This is a genomic window from Burkholderiales bacterium, assembly GCA_036262035.1.
Lineage (GTDB): Bacteria > Pseudomonadota > Gammaproteobacteria > Burkholderiales > SG8-41 > JAQGMV01.
In genome coordinates, this window is sequence record DATAJS010000010.1 from 488,076 (window position 1) to 505,880 (window position 17,805).

Genomic DNA, 17,805 nt, shown 5'->3' on the forward strand with positions numbered 1-17,805 from the left:
GATTCATGGCCTTGCCCGCGCTTCCGAAAGGTATTTTTCATGTAGTTGTGCGACTCGTGCACGCAGCGTCTTTATGTCCGCGTCATTGGCGAGAACGTCGTCGGCGCGCGCCAGCCGCGCGGCCCGGTCGAGCTGCGAACTCATGATGCGCCGCACCTCATGGTCGGCGAGGCCGCTGCGCGCCATCACTCGAGCGACCTGCACCGCTTCGTCGCAGTCGACGACGAGCACGCGGTCGGTGAGATCGCGATAGCTGCCGGTTTCGAGCAGCAGCGGCACGACGAGCACGACGTAGGGCGCGGTCGAAACCCTGATGAGGCGGCGCGATTCCTCGCGGATCAGCGGGTGGAGGATCGCTTCGAGCCGTCGCTTGGAATCGGGATCACCGAACACGAGCGCGCGCATGCGGGTGCGGTCGAGGCTGCCGTCGTCGAGAACGTATTCCGGCCCGAACTCCGCGGCGATGAGGTCCATAGCAACGCCGTGCGGGGCGGTGAGCTCGCGCGAGATCACGTCGGTGTCGACGACCCCGGCGCCGAGCTCGGCGAAGGCGTCGGTCGCCGCGGTCTTGCCGCATCCGATGCCGCCGGTCAGTCCGACGCAGTAAGTCATGTGCGAATCCTAGAAGAGGTCGAGGTAGCGGCGCGTCAGGGCTTCACCTTCAAACAGCGCGATGACGCCCGCGATCGCGAGATACGGGCCGAACGGAATCGGCACGTTGCGGCCGCGCCGCGCGAGCACGATCAAGCCGATGCCGATGAGCGCGCCGACGAACGACGAGAGCAGGATCACCAGCGGCAGGACTTTCCAGCCGAGCCAGGCCCCGATCGCTGCGAGCAGCTTGAAATCGCCGTAACCCATGCCTTCCTTGCCGGTCGCCCACTTGAAAGCCCAGAACACGAGCCACAGCGCGAGGTACCCCGCCGCCGCGCCGATCACCGCCGACGGCAGGTCGGTGTAGACCGCGCCGATATTGAAGAGCAGTCCCGCCCAGAGGAGCGGCAGCGTGATGTCGTCCGGCAGGTAGAAGGTGTCGAAGTCGATGAACGAGAGCGCGACCATGGCCCACACGAAGAGGAGCGCGCCCGCGGTCGAAGCGGACCAGCCGAAGCGCCACGCGGTGTAGCCCGACAGCACGCCGGTCAGCGCTTCGACGACCGGATAGCGCGGCGAGATCCGCGCGCCGCACCCCGCGCATTTGCCGCGCAGCGCGAGATAGCTCACGACAGGGATGTTCTGGAGCGCGGTGATGCGCTGGCCGCACGACGGGCACGCCGAGCGCGGGACGACCAGGTTGTAGCGCTCCACCGCGGGCGGCGTCGCGCCGGGTTTCGCGTCGAGCTCCGCGCATTCGGCCCGCCAGCGCGCTTCCATCATCTTCGGCAGGCGGTGGATGACGACGTTCAGGAAGCTGCCGATGCAAAGCCCGAGCAGCAGGCATGCGGTGACGAGGGCCGCCGGCGAGGTCTGGAGCAGCGAGAGCGCGTCCGTCATGCGCCCTCGCTCGAGCTAAGCATCAGACGACGGCGCCCAGCTTGAACTGCCGGTGTCGTCGCATCAGACGACGGCACCGAGCTTGAAGATGGGGAGATACATCGCGATGACGAGGCCGCCGATGAGCGTGCCCAGCACCACCATGATCATCGGCTCCATGAGCGAGGACAGCGCGTTCACCGCGTCGTCGACTTCCTGCTCGTAGTAGTCGGCGACCTTGCCGAGCATGGTGTCGAGCGAGCCCGCTTCCTCGCCGATCGCGACCATCTGGATGACCATGTTGGGAAAGACGTCGGTGCCCTGCATCGCGCTGTTGAGGCTCGAGCCGGTGGCGACCTCGCCCTGGATGCGCTTGGTCGCGACGTAGTACTCCTGATTGCCCGCCGCCCCCGCGACCGAGTCGAGCGCCTCGACCAGCGGTACGCCGGCCGCGAACGTGGTCGAGAGCGTCCTCGTCCAGCGCGCGATCGCCGATTTGCGGATGAGGTCGCCGAACACCGGTACGCGCAGCATCAGCCGGTCCATCGTGTGCTGCATCGCGGTCGAGCGCTTCCAGGTATAGAAGAAGAACCACAGGCCGCCGAACGTCCCGCCGAAGACCAGATACCAGTACTCGACGAAGAAATCCGATACCGATATGACGAGGAGGGTCAGCGCCGGCAAGTCCGCGCCGAAGTTCGCGAATACCTGCTTGAACGCGGGGATCACGAAAATCATGATGACCGCGGTGATCACGAACGCCACCACGACGATCGCGATCGGATAGAACAGCGCCGACTTGATCTTGCCCTTGATCGCGAGGATCTTTTCCTTGTACTGCGCCAGGCGCTCCAGGACGGTGTCCAGGATACCGGCCTGCTCGCCGGCGCCGATCAGGTTCGTGTACAGCGCCTCGAAGTACAGCGGGTGCTTCTCGAACGCCTGCTTCAGGCTCGAGCCGGTCTCGACGTCGGTGCGGATCGCGTAGATGAGCTTGGACATCGCGGGGTTGGCGTGACCCTTGGCGACGATGTCGAACGCCTGGAGGAGCGGCACGCCCGAGCGCAGCATGGTCGCGAGCTGGCGCGTGAAGAGCGTGATGTCCTTTTCGGTGATCTTGCCGCCGCGGGCGCGGCGCTCGCGCTTGAGCTGGGCGACCTTGATGCCCTGGCGCCGCAGGATCGCGTTGGCCTGAGCTTCACCGGTGGCTCGGAGCTCGCCGCGGACGGTCTTGCCGCCGCGATCCTGGCCGACCCAGGTGAAGTTGAATTCCTTGATCTCGGGCTTTCGTGCCGCGGCTGCGGTCGCCATTGTGAATCCTCTGAAATGCTTCGATTAACCAACGGGTTACGTTGGATACCTCAAAAGATGATGCACTTGCGGCCCCGCATTGTAAAGTGAACGACGGCCGCTTGCTGCTTCATTCGTCCACCGGCTGAGACACGCGAGCCGGAAAGATTCTTACGGCTTTGACGGTGCGGTCCTGCGTCTGGACGATCTCGATCGGGTGATCGGCGATCTTCACGCTCGTCGACGGCTCCGGGATCTCCTGCAGGTGTTCCAGTATGAGGCCGTTGACCGTCTTCGGACCATCGAGCGGAAAGCTGAAGCCGAGCTTGCGATTGAGCTCGCGCAACGAGGTGCTGCCTTCGACCAGCACGCTGCCGTCGGGCTGCGGGTGGTATCCGCCGGTGCGCAAAGGCGAGCTCGTCGTGAATTCCCCGATCAGCTCTTCCAGTATGTCCTCCAGCGTGACGAGGCCGCGCAGGTCGCCGTACTCGTCGACGACGAGCGCGATGCGATCGTGCTGCTCCTGGAAGTTCTGGAGCTGCGAGAAGAGCGGGGTGCCCGACGGCACGTAACACGGCTCGCGCACGAGCTTCTTCAGCCGCTCGCGGGTGAGCCCGCCCTGCTGCACGAGGTTGAGCACGTGCCGCGCGCGGAGCAGGCCGGCGATCTCGTCGGGCTCGCCGGCGTACGCGAGGAGCCGGCGGTGATAGGCGGTGCCCGCCTCCTCGGCGATCGTCTCGAGCGGCGCCTCGATGTCGATGGTCTCGATCTGGTTGCGCGGCACCATCACGTCGTCGACCGTGATCGCCTGCAGGTCGAACAGGTTGAGCAGGATGCTCTGGTGCTTCTGCGGCAGGTAACCCGTCTCCAGGACAAGCGTGCGCAACTCTTCCACCGAAGGCTTGTGCTCTTCGGGGTCGCGCGTCGCCTTCAGATGCAGCACCCGCAGCATGAACTGCACGAAGAGGTCGACGAACCAGACCACGGGACGCATCAGCTTCATCAGCGGCGCGAGCACGAAGCTCGCGGGAAAGGCGATGCGCTCGGGGTAGGTCGCGCCGATCACCTTGGGCGTGATCTCGCTGAAGACGAGGATGACGAAAGCCGCGGCGGCGGTCGCCGCCAGCAGCGCGAGCTCGCTGTCGCCGAGCACCCGTCTCACGATCTCGCCGACCAGCAGCGCGACCGCGGCGTTGATCACGTTGTTGCCGAGAAGCACCACGCCGAGGAAGCGGTCGGTGCGCGCGAGCAGCTCCGAAGCGAGGCGTGCGCCGCGATGCTTGCGCTGCACGAGATGGCGCAGGCGATACCGGTTGAGCGCCATCATGCTGGTTTCGGAGATCGAGAAGAAACCCGAGACGAGGAGCAGGACGACGAGCGCCGCGATCAACGTTCCTAAGGGAATATCGTCCATATAAGTGTTGAATGTTAAGTGTTTAGTGTTTGGTGAAGTGCGGGTTTAACTCAACACTTAACACTCAACCCTGAACACTCGATCGTTCCGGGCCGCTATCGGCCGAGAACGATCTCCAACACGAATTTGCTGCCGATGTACGCGAGCACCAACGTCAGGAAGCCGGCGAGCGTCCAGCGCACCGCGACGCGTCCGCGCCAGCCGTAGACGTGGCGGCCGATCAGGAGCGCGCCGAAGATCGCCCACGAGACGAAACCGAACACCGTCTTGTGGTTGAACGGCGCGGCCTTCCCGAAAAGCTCTTCGGAAAAGATGACGCCGGTCAGAAGCGTCATCGTGAGCAGGACGAACCCGGCCCAGATGATGCGAAAGAGCAGCGCTTCCATCGTCAGCAGCGGCGGCAGCTTCTGCAGCACCTGCGTCATCGAGCCCGCATGCAATCGCTTTTCGAGGAGCGCCATGAGCAGCACGTGCAGCGACGCGATGGTGAGCAGGCTGTACGCGAGCATCGCGATGACGAGGTGCATCTTGAACGCGACGAGATTGCTGTTCGCAAGCGCATGCGCGGGCGGGGTGAGCGCGCTTAAGCCCACCGCGACCGCGGCGAGCGGCAGCACCAGCGCCTGCAGGCCTTCGAGGCGGTAGAAAAAGTTGCCCGTCCAGTAGATGAGCACCGTGAGCCACAGGATCGCCGACAGGGCGTTGCCGAACCCCAGGTGCAGGCCGTCGCCGGCGAAGATCGACTGCGAGAGCAGGAAGGCGTGCAGCGCGAGCGGCACGAACACCGCCACGTTTTCCGCGACCGGCGAAAGCGGCGCTTTGTCCGCGCCGGCCGGACGTGCCGCCCACCGCGTGCGCCAGAAGTAAACGGCGAGCGCCGCGTACCCCAGCGCGGTGAGCGTGTACGTTAAAATTTCCATCCTTCACAGGATACCATTCCCCCATGTTCGACAACCTGACGACCCGGCTCTCGCGCGTGCTGAAAACGCTGCGCGGCGAGGCGCGCATCACCGAGGACAACATCAAGGATGCGCTGCGCGAAGTGCGCATGGCGCTGCTCGAAGCCGATGTCGCGCTGCCGGTCGTGCGCGATTTCATCAATTCGGTGCGCGACAAGGCGCTCGGGCAAGATGTCATCGGCAGCCTGACGCCGGGCCAGGCGGTGGTCGGCGTGGTGCACCGCGAGCTGACCGCGCTGATGGGCGAGCACAACGACGCGCTCGATCTCGCGACCGCGCCGCCCGCGATCGTGCTCATGGCGGGCCTGCAGGGCAGCGGCAAGACGACGACGAGCGGCAAGCTCGCCAAGTGGCTCAGGGAAACGCAGAAGAAAAAGCCGCTGCTGGTGAGCGCCGACGTCTACCGGCCCGCGGCGATCGAGCAGTTGAAGACGCTCGCCGGACAGGTCGGCGCCGACTTCTTCCCGTCGCACACCGGCGAGAAGCCGGTCGACATCGCGACTCGTGCGCTCGACCACGCGCGCCGCCATTACAACGACGTGCTGATCGTCGACACCGCGGGCCGCCTCGCGATCGACGAGGCGATGATGCAGGAGATCAAGGCGCTGCACGCCGCGTTGAAGCCGGTCGAGACGCTGTTCGTCGTCGACGCGATGCAGGGGCAGGACGCGGTGAACGTCGCGAAAGCGTTCTCCGAAGCGCTGCCGCTCACGGGTGTGGTGCTCACCAAGCTCGACGGCGACGCGCGCGGCGGCGCGGCGCTGTCGGTGCGTCACGTCACCGGCAAGCCGATCAAGTTCGCGGGCGTCGGCGAGAAGCTCAACGGCCTCGAGCCTTTCCACCCCGATCGCATGGCTTCACGCATCCTCGGCATGGGCGACGTGCTGTCGCTGATCGAGGACGTGCAGAAGACCGTCGACCGCAAGGAAGCCGAGAAGCTCGCGGCGAAGGTGAAGTCCGGCAAAGGCTTCGACCTCGAGGACTTCAAGCAGCAGATCGTGCAGATGAAGAAGATGGGCGGCGTCGCGGCGCTGATGGACAAGCTGCCGGGCAACCTCGCCGCGATGGCGCAGGGCGCGCCGAACGTCGACGACAAGGCGGTGCGCCGCATCGAAGGCATCATCAACTCGATGACGCCGAAGGAGCGCTCCAAGCCCGAGCTCATCAAGGCTTCGCGCAAGCGCCGCATCGCCACCGGCGCCGGCGTCACCGTGCAGGAAGTGAATCGTCTTCTGAATCAGTTCGAGCAGACGCAGAAGATGATGAAGATGGTCGCCAAGGGTGGGCTGCAGAAGATGATGCGCAGCATGAAAGGCATGTTCCCGGGCATGCGCTGATACCGTCATCGCGAGGAGCGCGTCAGCGCGACGTGGCGATCTCGTGGCGCACGAAACGCCGGACGCTCCGGGATTGCTTCGTCGCGCCGCTCCTCGCAATGACAGCGGGCATCAATCGAGCGTGAATCCCTTCGACCGCACGAACGTCCCCCAATCCGCCCGCTCCGGCCTGCCATACTGCCGCGCCTTGTCTTCCGACCACCCGTAGAACGCCGCCTCGCCCCAGGCTTTGACGCCGCGCTGCTTGCGGTACGGCATGAGCTCGTGACGCCGCCGATCGTAGGCTTCGATCTTCTCGCGCACATTGGATTCGTCGAAGCGGTCGACGTGCACCGTGACGTCCGTCGGCAGCCGCGGCGTGATGCGTCCTTCTTCCGCCGGCCAGCCGACGGTGAGGCCGGCGACGGGAAACACGTTGTCCGGCAGGCCGAGCAGATCGCTGACGGCGTTGGGATGGTTGCGGATCGCGCTGATCGGGCAGCAGCCGAGACCCACCGCTTCGGCGGCGCGGATGAAGGTCGTCATGACGATGCCGGCGTCGACCGCGGCGTTCATGAAGTGATCGAGGTGATCGTTGGCGAAAGGCTTGCCGCGCCATCCGCCGATCTGACGGATGCGGCGGTTGTCGCCGCAGAAGACGAGCACGACGGGCGCCGAGCCGATCCACGGCATGTCGGGGATCAGCTCGACGATGCGCGCCACCTTGCCGCGATCGGCGACGTGTACGATGTCGGCCTGCTGCAGGTCCGATTTCGAAGGCGCCGACAGCGCGCACGCGAAGAGGAGCTCGAGCAGCGAGGCAGCGACCGGCCTGCCGTCGTAGCGCCGGTGCGAGCGGTGCTCGGCGATGCGGGCGAGCTCGTCGAGCCCGGACAAACCGGCGTCGAGGCTGGCCGCCTGCCCGAATCGTTCGGCGAGGGCGGTTTCGATGCGTTCTTTGGCTGTGCGCGCTTCGGGCATGAGTGAGTACTCGCTACGAAAAACGCGCATTGTGCCGCGTGCCGGAGCCGGTGCAAAGAAATCAATGACTTAGCGCGCCGACGCCCCTGCCGACAACCCGCCTTTTCGGTTGCGTGGCGGTTAAAAAGTGTCGTAAAATCACGCCCTTTCGCTATTTCCAACCCGGAAGACATAGACACATGGTCGTGATTCGTTTGGCTCGCGGCGGCGCCAAGAAGCGTCCCTTCTTCAACGTCGTCGTGGCCGATTCGCGCCGCGCGCGCGACGGCCGCTTCATCGAGCGCCTCGGCTTCTACAACCCGATGGCACCGGAAGGCCAGGAACGCCTTCGTATCGACCGCGCGCGCCTGGAGCACTGGCAGTCGCAGGGCGCGATCCTGTCGGACACCGCGTCGCGCCTCGTGAAGCAGCTTGGCAAGCAGCAAGCCGCCGCGCCCGCAGCCGCGCAGTAATACGCCCGAGGATCTCGTGGTGATGGGACGGATCACCGTCCCGTTCGGCGTGAAAGGCTGGGTGAAAGTCCACCCGTTCACCGAGACGCCCGAAAGCCTCGTCGATTACCGCACGTGGTGGGTCGGCCAAGAGGGTCACTGGCAGGCGCTGGAAGTCGAGAGCGCCGAAGTGCACGGCGAAGCGGTGGCGGCGAAGCTTCACGGCTGCGACGATCGCGACGCCGCGGCGCTGTTCCGGGGGCGCGAGATCGCGGTGCCGCGCGAGGCGTTCCCCGAGGCCGGAGAGAACGAGTTTTACTGGGCCGATCTGATCGGCCTCGAAGTGGTCAACGAGCAGGACGAGCGCTTCGGCACGGTGACCGAAGTGTTCGAGACCGGCGCGAATGACGTGCTGGTGGTTGTGGGGCCGGAAGGCGACAAGCGCGAGCGCTTGATACCTTTCCTCGAATCGGTAGTGAAGCAGGTCGATTTGCAGGGTCGTGTGATCCGCGTCGACTGGGGTCTGGACTACTGATGCTGCAGATCGACGTCGTCACGCTGTTCCCGCCGATGTTCGAGGCGGTGACCGAAAGCGGCGTGACGGGCCGGGCGCGCGAGCGTAAGGTCTACGAGCTGGTGGCGTGGAATCCGCGCGATTTCGCCGCCAACGCCTACCGCACGGTCGACGACAGGCCGTACGGCGGCGGGCCGGGCATGGTGATGATGGTCGAGCCGCTGGAGAAGGCGTTGCAGGCGGCGAAGCAGCGGCAGAAGAGCAGCGGTGTCGCGAAACCCCGCGTGCTGCACCTCACGCCGCAGGGCAGGCTCCTCGACCACATGCTGGTGGTAGAGCTGGCGAAGGAAGAAGGATTGGTGATGCTCGCCGGACGCTACGAAGGCGTCGACGAGCGTCTGACGGATCGCGTGATCGACCTTGAGGTCTCGATCGGCGATTACGTGCTCTCCGGCGGAGAGCTCGCGGCGATGGTGGTCATCGACGCGGTGGTGAGACAGTTGCCCGGCGTGTTGGGCGATGCGGAATCGGCGAGCCAGGATTCGTTCGTGAACGGGCTCCTCGATCACCCGCACTACACCCGGCCGGAAGTATACGAAGGCGTCGGTGTGCCGCAGGTGTTGCTCTCGGGCAACCACGCGCACATCGCGAAGTGGAGATTGAAGCAGGCGCTGGGCAGGACGTGGCGGCGGCGCCCGGACCTGCTGGCGAAACGTAACCTGAGCGCTGAAGAGAGCGCGCTGCTGGACGAATTCAAGAAAGAAGGGTCGTGAACATGGACATCATCCAACAACTCGAGCAGGACGAGATCAAGCGTCTCGGCAAGAAGATTCCCGACTTCAACCCCGGCGACACCGTCGTGGTGAGCGTGAACGTCGTCGAAGGCGAACGCAAGCGCGTGCAGGCGTACGAAGGCGTGGTCATCGCCAAGCGCAACCGCGGGCTCAACTCCTCGTTCATCGTGCGCAAGATCTCGTCGGGCGAAGGCGTGGAGCGCACGTTCCAGACCTACTCGCCGATGATCGCGAACGTGGAAGTGAAGCGCCGCGGCGACGTCGGCCGCGCCAAGCTCTATTACCTCCGCCAGCGTTCGGGCAAGGCCGCGCGCATCAAGGAGAAGCTCACCGTCGTGCGCGCGCAGGCGCAGCAGCAGGACAACACCGCGGCCGAGCCCGCGCAGCAGTAACTTGGCGCTCGCAGCGTCGAAGAAGGGCGGCTTGACGGCCGCCCTTTTTTATTTGCTGAGCGCGTCCGCGCACGCCGCGACCGCGGAGGACCCGCTCGCGGTGCGCGCGATGATCAACGCCGGCGCGGTCGAGCTCGCGCTCTCGCGCATCGACGCGCTGCAGCCGCGCGACATGGCGGCCGCGCAATGGGCGGAGTGGGAAGGGCTGCGCTGCGAAGCGCTCGCGCGCCTCAAACGCTTCGACACCGTCTTCGCGCGCGCCAACGCGCTGCCCGGCAGCGTGTCCTCGCCGGCGCTGCACGCCTGCTATGTCGCGGCCGCGCAGGCCGCGGTCGCGCTGAACGAGCCGGCCGCTGCGCGCGCTCACGCGGCGCAGTTGCTCTGGCAGCGCAAGGCGAGCGAGGCCGAAACGCGCGAGGTGCGCCTGGCGGTGATCGACAGCTATCTCGTGGAGAAGCGCGGCGATGAAGCGTTCCGCAGCATGCTGCGCTTCCAGCAGGACTATCAGCCGCTCGATCGCGCGACCGCCGACCGTTTCGCGGCGGCCCTGCTCGATCTTTCGCTCGACCGCGAAGCGCTGAACTGGCTCGGACGCACCGACCAGGTGAGCCCGACGCTCCTGAGGTTGCAGTTGCGCAGCGGCACGCTGACGCCCGACGCGGTGATCTCGCAGGCGCGCGCGGCGCTCGCACGCGATCCCGATCCGCTCTATTTCCGCGCGATCCAGGAGGCGGCCGCGCGCAGCGGCGAGCGTCAGGTACAGGTCGAGGCGCTCGAGCGCATCCTGCAGGCGACCGATCCGCGCAACGCCTCGTCGATCAAGGACGGCGGCGACCGGTTGTGGCAGGCCTACGCGGCGGCGGCGAACGAGGTCGCCAATCGCGAGCAGCTGCTCGTCGGCGACGACGGCGCGTTCGCCGACTACGCCGCGCGCAGGCTCGGGACGAACGCCGTGCTCTCCCGCGCCTTCTACGGCTATCTCGCGCGCCAGGCCGGCAATCCCGCGCTGCGCCGCGACGCGCTGCTCCAGCTCGCGTTCTCGCTGTCTTCCGCCGGGCTCGATCGCACCGCGCTCGCGCTCACGCAGAGCATGGGTCTCGAAACCGATACGCTCGATGCGCAGACGCGCCACCTGCTCGGCACGCTCGCGGCCAGACGCCACGATGCCGCGCTCGCGATGAAACTGTGGAAAGGCCTGCCCGCGCCGCCCAACGTGGACGCGGCCGAATGGCAGCTCACGCTCGCGCGCACTGCGCTGCAGGCGGGCGACGCGGAGGCGAGCGCCGATACCCTGCGGGCGGCGCTCGAAGGCCGCAAGACGCTGACAGCCGATTACGCGCAGCACGTGCTCGACGTCGCGCAGGAGATGCTCGACCTGCGCGCCCTCGACCCCGCGCAGAAGGTCTACGAAGCGCTGGTGCCGGCGACCACCGACGTGCGAGCGCGCGAAGCGCTGTTCGGCCTCGGCCGCGTGAACGAGCTCAAAGGCGATGCGAATGCCGCGGCCGCCGCATACCTGCGATCGGCGCTCCTCATGCAGGCCGCGGCGCCCGACAACCTCGCGTACCAGGCGCGGCTCCTCGCCGCGCTGAATCTCATGCGCGCCGGCCACAAGGACGACGCGCGCGCGCAGTTCGAGTGGCTGCTTCGCAATTCCAAGGACGCCGCGCTCACGGAGGCGGCGAAGCGGGGGTTGGGGCGGCTGTAGACGCAGAAAAAGTGACGGATAAAGCGGTGACGGAAAGAACGGTGACGGATAAAGCGGTGACGAAAGGCGTCGCACTGCTCTGACCCGTCACCGCATGATCCGTCACTGCTTCACCCGTCACCGCTTCATCGTCACCTTTTCACCGCAATCCGTCGTTCTTCCACAGGTCACTCAAATACTCGTGCTTCTCGGTATCCACCCAGCTCACGCGATACTCGACCGGCGTGTCGTCGTAGGTGAACGCGACGCGCTTGATCGCGAGCGCGGGGCTGTCGGCGGGGATGCCGAGCAGGGCCGCGGCGCGGGCGGGGGCGCGGTCGGCGGCGAGGCGCTCGCTGATGCGCAGCACGCTGATGCCGTAGCGCGCCTGGTAGAGGCCGTAGATCGTGCCTTCGCGCTGCGCGAAGACGTCTTCGGAGAGATCGGGGAAGAGCGCCTGCGGCACGGTGATCTCGTCGAAGATCACCGGCTCGCCGCCGAGGTGGAGCAGGTTCTGGATGCGGAATACCGCGGCGCCGCGCTCGAGCCCGAGCTTCTCTTCCTCGATGGCCGTCGCCTTCGCGCGCCGGAAGGAGAGCAGCTCGAGCGTCGGCGGCTCGCGGCTGCCGTCCTTGCCGACGATGTGGAAGAAGTAGAAGAGCGTGCGGTCTTCGGTGTGGGTCGCGACGAACGTGCCGCGGCCCTGCTGGCGCAGCAGGATGCGCTCGGCGACGAGCTCGTCGATCGCCTTGCGGATCGTGCCGATCGAGACATTGAAGCGCTCCGCGAGCTTGGCTTCGCTCGGAATCGCCTTGCCCGGCTTCCAGTCGCCGGCCGCGAGGCCGCGCGTGAGGCGATTCTTGACTTCCTTGTAGAGCGGGCTGAAGGTGAGGCCGCCCGCCGCGAGCGTGTCGCCCATTCGGCGGCTCCCTGAAGTTGTGAAGTCCGCGGGATTCTACACGGTCCTGCCGAATTCATATAGGTCATCTAGTTGACTTTGCCCAAAAGCCCCGATACGATCCGTCCACCCAAGAACGATAATCCCGGTTTTCAACCCTTTCTCAGGTGTCGCCACGACACGCGCAGGAGGCGTCAATGATCCACATACTCGTACACGACAAGAAAGACACGGTCGGTGTGGCCGTCGTCGAAGGCATCAAGACCGGCCAGGAGCTGACGGGCTGGGTGATGGAAGACGATTCCACCATCAAGGTGAAAGCGCTGAACGACGTGCCCATCGGGCACAAGGTCGCCACCAAGGAGATCAAGAAGGGCGACACCATCATCAAGTACGGCTTCGACATCGGCAAAGCGGTCGCCGACATCAAGCTGGGCGAGCACGCCCACGTGCACAACATCAAGACGAAGCGCTGGTAGCGCGCTTGCGCGATGAAACGTGAAACGTGAAATGTGAAACGCGTCCGCGCGCACATCCTTCGCTCACCACGTTTCACGTTTTACGTTTCACATTTCACGGGGTCAAAATGGTCAACGCAAACACGAAATTCTGGGGTTACCGGCGCGAGAACGGCCGGGTCGGCGTCCGCAATCACGTCCTCATCCTCCCGGTGGACGATCTCTCCAACGCGGCTGCCGAAGCGGTCGCCAACAACATCAAGGGCACGCTCGCCATCCCGCACCCCTACGGCCGGCTCCAGTTCGGCGCCGACCTCGACCTGCACTTCCGCACGCTGATCGGCGCGGGCTCGAACCCGAACGTCGCCGCCGTGGTGGTGATCTGCATCGAGGAAGGCTGGGCGAAGCGCGTCGTCGACGGCATCGCCAAGACCGGCAAGCCGGTGATCGGCTTCGGCATCGAAGGCCACGGCGATCACGACACGATCATGCGCGCCTCCAAAGTCGCGAAGGAATACGTGCAGTGGGCGTCCGAGCTGCGGCCGGTCGAGTGCCCGATCAGCGACCTGTGGGTCTCCACCAAGTGCGGCGAGTCCGACACCACGTCCGGCTGCGGCTCGAACCCGACCGTCGGCAGCGCGTTCGACAAGCTCGAGCCGCTCGGCGTGACGATGTGCTTCGGCGAGACCACCGAGATCACCGGCGGCGAGAACATCGTCGCGGACCGCTGCGCCACGCCTGAGGTGCGCGAGAAGTTCATGAAGATGTTCAACCGCTACCAGGACGTCGTCGAGCGCAACAAGGTCGACGATCTCTCCGAGTCGCAGCCGACCAAGGGCAACATCGCGGGCGGCCTCACGACGATCGAAGAGAAAGCGCTGGGCAACATCCAGAAGATCGGCAAGAAGTGCAAGGTCGTCGGCGTGCTCGACAAGGCCGAGACGCCCACCGGCCCCGGCCTGTGGTTCATGGACTCGTCGTCGGCCGCCGCCGAGATGGTCACGCTGGTCGCGGCCGCCGGCTACGTCGTCCACTTCTTCCCGACCGGACAGGGCAACGTGATCGGCAACCCGATCATCCCGGTGATCAAGCTCACCGCGAACCCGCGCACCGCGCGCACGATGTCCGAGCACGTCGACTACGACTGCTCGGGCCTGCTCCAGCGCGAGAAGAACCTCGACCAGACCGGCGACGAGCTGATCGAGATGCTGCTGCGTACGTGCAACGGCCGCCTCACCGCGGCCGAAGCGCTCGGCCATCGCGAGTTCGTCCTGACGCGTCTCTACGAGAGCGCGTGAAGACCGAAGGCGCGCAGGCGTCCTTGCCGGGAAGCACGCTCCGCGTCCGCGTCTGGCGCGGAGGTGAACAGGGGGAGGGGCATTTCGAGGAGTTCGAGGTGCCCCGCCTCGAGAGCCAGACGGTGCTGGATGTGGTCACCCACATCCAGCGCAAGTGCGATCCGACGCTGTCGTACCGCTTCGCGTGCCGCGTCGGCATGTGCGGCTCGTGCGCGATGACCGTCAACGGAAGAGCGCGGTGGACCTGCCGCACGCACGTCTCGGTCGTCGCGGAAGGCGACAGGCTGGAGATCGCTCCGCTGCACAACCTGCCGGTGGTGAAGGACCTCGTCACCGACATGACGCCTTTCTTCGACAAGTGGGCGGCGGCGAAAGGCCAGTTCAAAGGCACCCAAAAGCGCACCGACGATTTCTCGCGCGTGCCGCCGGAGTCGCGCGAGCGCAAGCTCGTCGACGAGAACATCGAGTGCATCGGCTGCGGCGTGTGCTACAGCTCGTGCGACGTCGTGACGTGGAAGCCCGATTACCTCGGTCCGGCCGCGCTCAACCGCGCCTGGACGCTGGTCAACGACGTGCGTGACGTGAACGACCGCGAGCGCCTCGCGGCGGTCGCCGGCGATGCCGGCTGTCACGCCTGCCACACCCAGATGAGCTGCACCGAGCGTTGTCCGAAGCAGCTCAAGCCGACTGCGGCGATCGCCGGGCTGAAGCGCGTCGTGCTCAAGGCGGCATTGAAAGGCGAGCTGTGAGCGCGCGCGCCCTCAGCCCTCGGGCACAAGTGCTGCTGTATGGCGCCCAGCGCGCGTCTGCTGCGGTGCTCGCGATCTGCGTCATCGTCCATCTCGCAACGATCATCTACGCCGTACGCAACGGCCTCACCGCCTCCGAGATCCTGCAGCGCACGTCCGGCAGCATCGGGTGGGCGCTCTTCTACGGCCTCTTCGTGCTGGCGGTCGCGGTGCACGCGCCGATCGGCCTGCGCAACGTGCTGACCGAAGCGTTCGGCTGGCGCGGCCGTGCGTACGAGATCGCGATCCTGCTGTTCGGCGTCGTCCTCGCGCTGTGGGGCTGGCGTGCGGTGTATGCGGTGGTGACGGCATGAAGAACGACGCCCGCGCCCGCAACCATCCCGCGTACTGGGCGTTCCTCGTCCATCGCATTTCCGGCATCGCGCTCGCGCTCTTCCTGCCGCTGCACTTCTGGGCGCTCGCGCAGGCGCTTCAGGGCGAAGCCAGGCTCGACTCGTTCCTGCGCTGGACCGAGCAGCCGCTGGTGAAGCTCGGGGAGGTCGCGCTCGTGGTGCTCCTGGCCGCGCACATGGCGGGCGGCTTGCGCCTGCTCGCGATCGAATTCCTCGCGTGGCGCGACTGGCACAAGAGCCTGCTCGCCGTCGCGAGCGCGGTGACGCTCGCGGTCGGCCTCGCGTTCGCGCTCAACCTGATCTAGCACGCATCACAACAAGCCGCATCGAGCGGCGGAGGAGGGACATGGCGGTACGGCCGAACATCCTCGTGATCCTGATCGACGACCTGCGCTTCGACGAGTTCGGCGCAGGCGGGCATCCGTACATGAAGACGCCGCACATCGACCGCATCGCGCACGAGGGCGCGCTGTTCGACCGCGCGTTCCACACCACGCCGATCTGCTCGCCCAATCGCGCGTCGATCCTCACCGGCCAGTACGCGAGCCGCCACGGCATCATCGACAACGTCGCGCGCGACATGTCGAGCTTCCGCATTCCGAATTACCACGTCGAGCTGCAAAAGCTCGGCTACGAGACCGCGCACATCGGCAAGTGGCACATGGGCAACAGCGGCAGGCCGCGGCCCGGCTACGACTACTGGGTCGCGTACGACGGCCACGGCAGGCTCAACGACCCGCGGCTCAACATCCAGGGCGAGTACGTCCAGCACCAGGGCTACGTCACCGACATCATGAATACGATGGCGGTCGATTTCGTGAAGAAGCAGCATGCCAAGCCGTGGTCGCTGTGGTTCGCCCACAAGGCGGTGCATCCCGATGCCGAGCAGGCGGCCGACGGCACGTTCAAGATGGACGGCTACGTCACTGCCGAGCGCCACAAGGACCTCTACAAAGGCTGCGTCTTCCCGAAGAAGCCCAACATGCTGCCGCCCGAGGTGGTGGTGAAGCAGAAGCCCGCGTGGGCCGAAGCGATGGAGCTTCGCAAGACGCCGGAATCCCGCGAGCTGCTGGACGCGATCCACTCCGGCGAGCAGGAAGAGATACGCCTGCGCGCGGCGATGATGGCGGCGGTCGACGAAGGCGTCGGCATGCTCTTCGACGCGCTCGAAGAGACAAGACAGCTCGACAACACCTTCATCGTCTTCCTCGGCGACAACGGCTACTTCTTCGGCGAGCACTGCATCGGTCCCGAGCGCCGCTTCGCGTACGAGGAAGGCATACGCTCGCCGTTCCTGGTGCGCTATCCGAAGCGGGTCAAGGCCGCTTCGCGCGTCAACGACCTCGTGCTCTGCCAGGACATCGCGCCGACGGTGCTCGAGGTCGCGGGCGGCAAGCCCGGCAAGCACATCCAGGGACGGTCGCTGCTGCCCCTCTTCGCCACCGGACTTCGAGGCGCCGCCTCGAAGCCCGATCAAAAGAGAACCGCGGGCTGGCGCAAATCGATCCTGATCGAATACTGGGCCGAGAACGCCTACCCGTGGCTCGTCAACATGACGTATAAAGCGGTGCGGACCGAGCGCTACAAGTACATCCACTGGGTGAACCGCGCGCGCAACGGCGAGCTCGACGAGCTTTACGACCTGGAGAAAGATCCGTACGAGATCACCAATCTCAGCTCGGCAGCGAGCATGAAGCCGGTCAAGGAGAAGCTTCAGCGCGAGCTGAAGCGCCTCACGACCGAAGCGCTGGGATTACATTAACGATACGAGGAGGATGGACATGCGCAGGACGATTCATGCATTGACCGCGGGCGCGCTGCTGCTCGGCGCGGCATCGGCGCTCGCTCAGACATACCCCGCCAAGCCGGTGCGCGTCATCGTGCCGTTCTCGCCCGGCGGCGCGACCGACATCGTCACGCGCATCGTGGCGCAGAAGCTCTCCGACGCGTGGGGCCTGCAGGTGGTCGTCGACAACCGCGCGGGCGCGAGCGGCAATATCGGCGGGGAACTGGCGGCGAAGTCGTCGCCCGACGGCTACACCGTCTTCATGACCTCGGGATCGATCGTCACCGCGAACCAGCACCTGTTCCGCAAGATGCCGTTCAATCCGGAGAAGGACTTCGCGGCGGTGACCAACGTCGCGAGCGGACCGCAGGCGATCGTCGTGCACCCGACCTTTCCGACCAAGACGCTGAAGGAGTTCATCGCGCTCGCCAAGTCCAAGCCGCGGGAGCTCACGTTCGGCTCCGCGGGCGTGGGTACGCAGACGCACCTGGCGGCCGAGAACTTCCTGTACGCCGCGGGGATCGATCTCGTGCACGTCCCGTACAAAGGCGAAGCGCCCGCGGTCATCGACCTCATGGGCGGGCAGATCTTCATGGTGACGCCCAATCTCTCCGCCGCGATCGAGTTCGTGAAGCAGGGGCGGCTGCGCGCGCTCGCGGTCACGAGCAAGGAGCGCTCGAAACAGCTTCCGAACGTGCCGTCGGCGTCGGAAACGCTCCCCGGTTTCGAAAACCTCGGCTGGTTCGGGTTCATGGTTCCCGCCGCGACGCCGAAGGCGATCGTCGACAAGCTCTACCAGGACACCGCCAGGGTGCTGCAGAGCGGCGACATCAAGACGCGCTTCGAGCAGATCGGCATGGTGCCGGTCGGCAATACGCCCGCCGATTTCGCCAAGGCCATACAAGCCGAGTCGGCGCTGTGGGCGAAAGTGATCAAGCAGCGCAAGCTGCAAGTCGAATGAAAATGCGTGAAC

20 protein-coding genes are annotated in these 17,805 nt (G+C 66.0%); 13 read left to right on the forward strand and 7 right to left on the reverse strand.

Annotation, left to right across the window (positions count from 1 at the left end; translation table 11 throughout):
- Positions 1-3: 3 nt before the first annotated feature.
- From coaE to ccsA, 5 genes are all read right to left on the reverse strand, one after another.
- On the reverse strand, positions 4-612 hold the full coding sequence (coaE, locus tag VHP37_10315) for a dephospho-CoA kinase (GenBank protein HEX2826728.1): 609 nt from the start codon (positions 610-612) through the stop codon (positions 4-6).
- A gap of 9 nt (positions 613-621) precedes the next feature.
- Positions 622-1,494 carry an A24 family peptidase gene (locus VHP37_10320; GenBank protein ID HEX2826729.1) on the reverse strand — a complete coding sequence of 291 codons (873 nt, stop codon included), beginning with the start codon at positions 1,492-1,494 and terminating at the stop codon, positions 622-624.
- 63 nt (positions 1,495-1,557) lie between these two features.
- On the reverse strand, positions 1,558-2,784 hold the full coding sequence (locus tag VHP37_10325; GenBank protein HEX2826730.1) for a type II secretion system F family protein: 1,227 nt from the start codon (positions 2,782-2,784) through the stop codon (positions 1,558-1,560).
- A gap of 109 nt (positions 2,785-2,893) precedes the next feature.
- The gene (locus VHP37_10330; GenBank protein HEX2826731.1) at positions 2,894-4,153 is read right to left on the reverse strand and encodes an HlyC/CorC family transporter; all 1,260 of its coding nucleotides are present in this window, start codon (positions 4,151-4,153) and stop codon (positions 2,894-2,896) included.
- A 119-nt stretch (positions 4,154-4,272) separates the two neighbouring features.
- A complete protein-coding gene (ccsA, locus tag VHP37_10335) occupies positions 4,273-5,097 on the reverse strand; it encodes a cytochrome c biogenesis protein CcsA (protein HEX2826732.1) in 825 nt (274 codons plus the stop codon).
- Between the two features lie 23 nt (positions 5,098-5,120).
- Here ccsA and ffh point away from each other — a divergent pair, with 23 nt between their 5' ends.
- Positions 5,121-6,473, forward strand: a complete 1,353-nt coding sequence (gene ffh, locus VHP37_10340) for a signal recognition particle protein (protein HEX2826733.1) — start codon at positions 5,121-5,123, stop codon at positions 6,471-6,473.
- Positions 6,474-6,584: 111 nt separating this feature from the next.
- On the opposite strand, the gene VHP37_10345 is transcribed toward ffh, so the two are convergent.
- Positions 6,585-7,433: a nitroreductase family protein gene (locus VHP37_10345; protein ID HEX2826734.1), complete on the reverse strand. Its 849-nt coding sequence runs from the start codon at positions 7,431-7,433 to the stop codon at positions 6,585-6,587.
- A 179-nt stretch (positions 7,434-7,612) separates the two neighbouring features.
- Here VHP37_10345 and rpsP point away from each other — a divergent pair, with 179 nt between their 5' ends.
- The 5 genes from rpsP to VHP37_10370 are packed head-to-tail and all read left to right on the forward strand — an operon-like array spanning position 7,613 to position 11,272.
- Complete coding sequence (rpsP, locus tag VHP37_10350; protein HEX2826735.1) at positions 7,613-7,885, forward strand: 30S ribosomal protein S16; 273 nt, start codon at positions 7,613-7,615, stop codon at positions 7,883-7,885.
- The gene (rimM, locus tag VHP37_10355; GenBank protein ID HEX2826736.1) at positions 7,845-8,399 is read left to right on the forward strand and encodes a ribosome maturation factor RimM; all 555 of its coding nucleotides are present in this window, start codon (positions 7,845-7,847) and stop codon (positions 8,397-8,399) included. Before rpsP ends, rimM begins: the two co-directional genes overlap by 41 nt.
- Before the next feature lie 2 nt (positions 8,400-8,401).
- Positions 8,402-9,151 (forward strand): tRNA (guanosine(37)-N1)-methyltransferase TrmD, encoded by a 750-nt coding sequence (trmD, locus tag VHP37_10360; GenBank protein HEX2826737.1) that lies wholly within the window; start codon positions 8,402-8,404, stop codon positions 9,149-9,151.
- A gap of 2 nt (positions 9,152-9,153) precedes the next feature.
- Entirely contained in the window at positions 9,154-9,564 is a 411-nt protein-coding gene (rplS, locus tag VHP37_10365; GenBank protein HEX2826738.1) for a 50S ribosomal protein L19, read from the forward strand.
- A gap of 31 nt (positions 9,565-9,595) precedes the next feature.
- Positions 9,596-11,272, forward strand: coding sequence for a hypothetical protein (locus VHP37_10370; protein HEX2826739.1), 1,677 nt, complete (start codon positions 9,596-9,598; stop codon positions 11,270-11,272).
- A 139-nt stretch (positions 11,273-11,411) separates the two neighbouring features.
- Here VHP37_10370 and VHP37_10375 read toward each other — a convergent pair whose 3' ends face one another.
- Complete coding sequence (locus VHP37_10375) at positions 11,412-12,170, reverse strand: GntR family transcriptional regulator (protein HEX2826740.1); 759 nt, start codon at positions 12,168-12,170, stop codon at positions 11,412-11,414.
- 176 nt (positions 12,171-12,346) lie between these two features.
- Between VHP37_10375 and VHP37_10380 the strand changes: the two genes are divergently transcribed.
- From VHP37_10380 to VHP37_10410, 7 genes are all read left to right on the forward strand, one after another.
- Positions 12,347-12,628, forward strand: coding sequence for a UxaA family hydrolase (locus tag VHP37_10380; GenBank protein ID HEX2826741.1), 282 nt, complete (start codon positions 12,347-12,349; stop codon positions 12,626-12,628).
- Positions 12,629-12,735: 107 nt separating this feature from the next.
- Positions 12,736-13,905, forward strand: a complete 1,170-nt coding sequence (locus VHP37_10385; GenBank protein ID HEX2826742.1) for a UxaA family hydrolase — start codon at positions 12,736-12,738, stop codon at positions 13,903-13,905.
- 23 nt (positions 13,906-13,928) lie between these two features.
- Positions 13,929-14,654 (forward strand): succinate dehydrogenase/fumarate reductase iron-sulfur subunit, encoded by a 726-nt coding sequence (locus VHP37_10390; GenBank protein HEX2826743.1) that lies wholly within the window; start codon positions 13,929-13,931, stop codon positions 14,652-14,654.
- Positions 14,651-15,007 (forward strand): succinate dehydrogenase, encoded by a 357-nt coding sequence (locus VHP37_10395; protein ID HEX2826744.1) that lies wholly within the window; start codon positions 14,651-14,653, stop codon positions 15,005-15,007. The genes VHP37_10390 and VHP37_10395 overlap by 4 nt, the downstream gene beginning before the upstream one ends.
- Positions 15,004-15,351, forward strand: coding sequence for a succinate dehydrogenase, cytochrome b556 subunit (gene sdhC, locus VHP37_10400; GenBank protein ID HEX2826745.1), 348 nt, complete (start codon positions 15,004-15,006; stop codon positions 15,349-15,351). Before VHP37_10395 ends, sdhC begins: the two co-directional genes overlap by 4 nt.
- Positions 15,352-15,392: 41 nt before the next feature.
- Entirely contained in the window at positions 15,393-16,808 is a 1,416-nt protein-coding gene (locus VHP37_10405; GenBank protein ID HEX2826746.1) for a sulfatase-like hydrolase/transferase, read from the forward strand.
- A 19-nt stretch (positions 16,809-16,827) separates the two neighbouring features.
- Positions 16,828-17,793: a tripartite tricarboxylate transporter substrate binding protein gene (locus tag VHP37_10410; protein HEX2826747.1), complete on the forward strand. Its 966-nt coding sequence runs from the start codon at positions 16,828-16,830 to the stop codon at positions 17,791-17,793.
- The last annotated feature ends 12 nt before the right edge of the window (positions 17,794-17,805 follow it).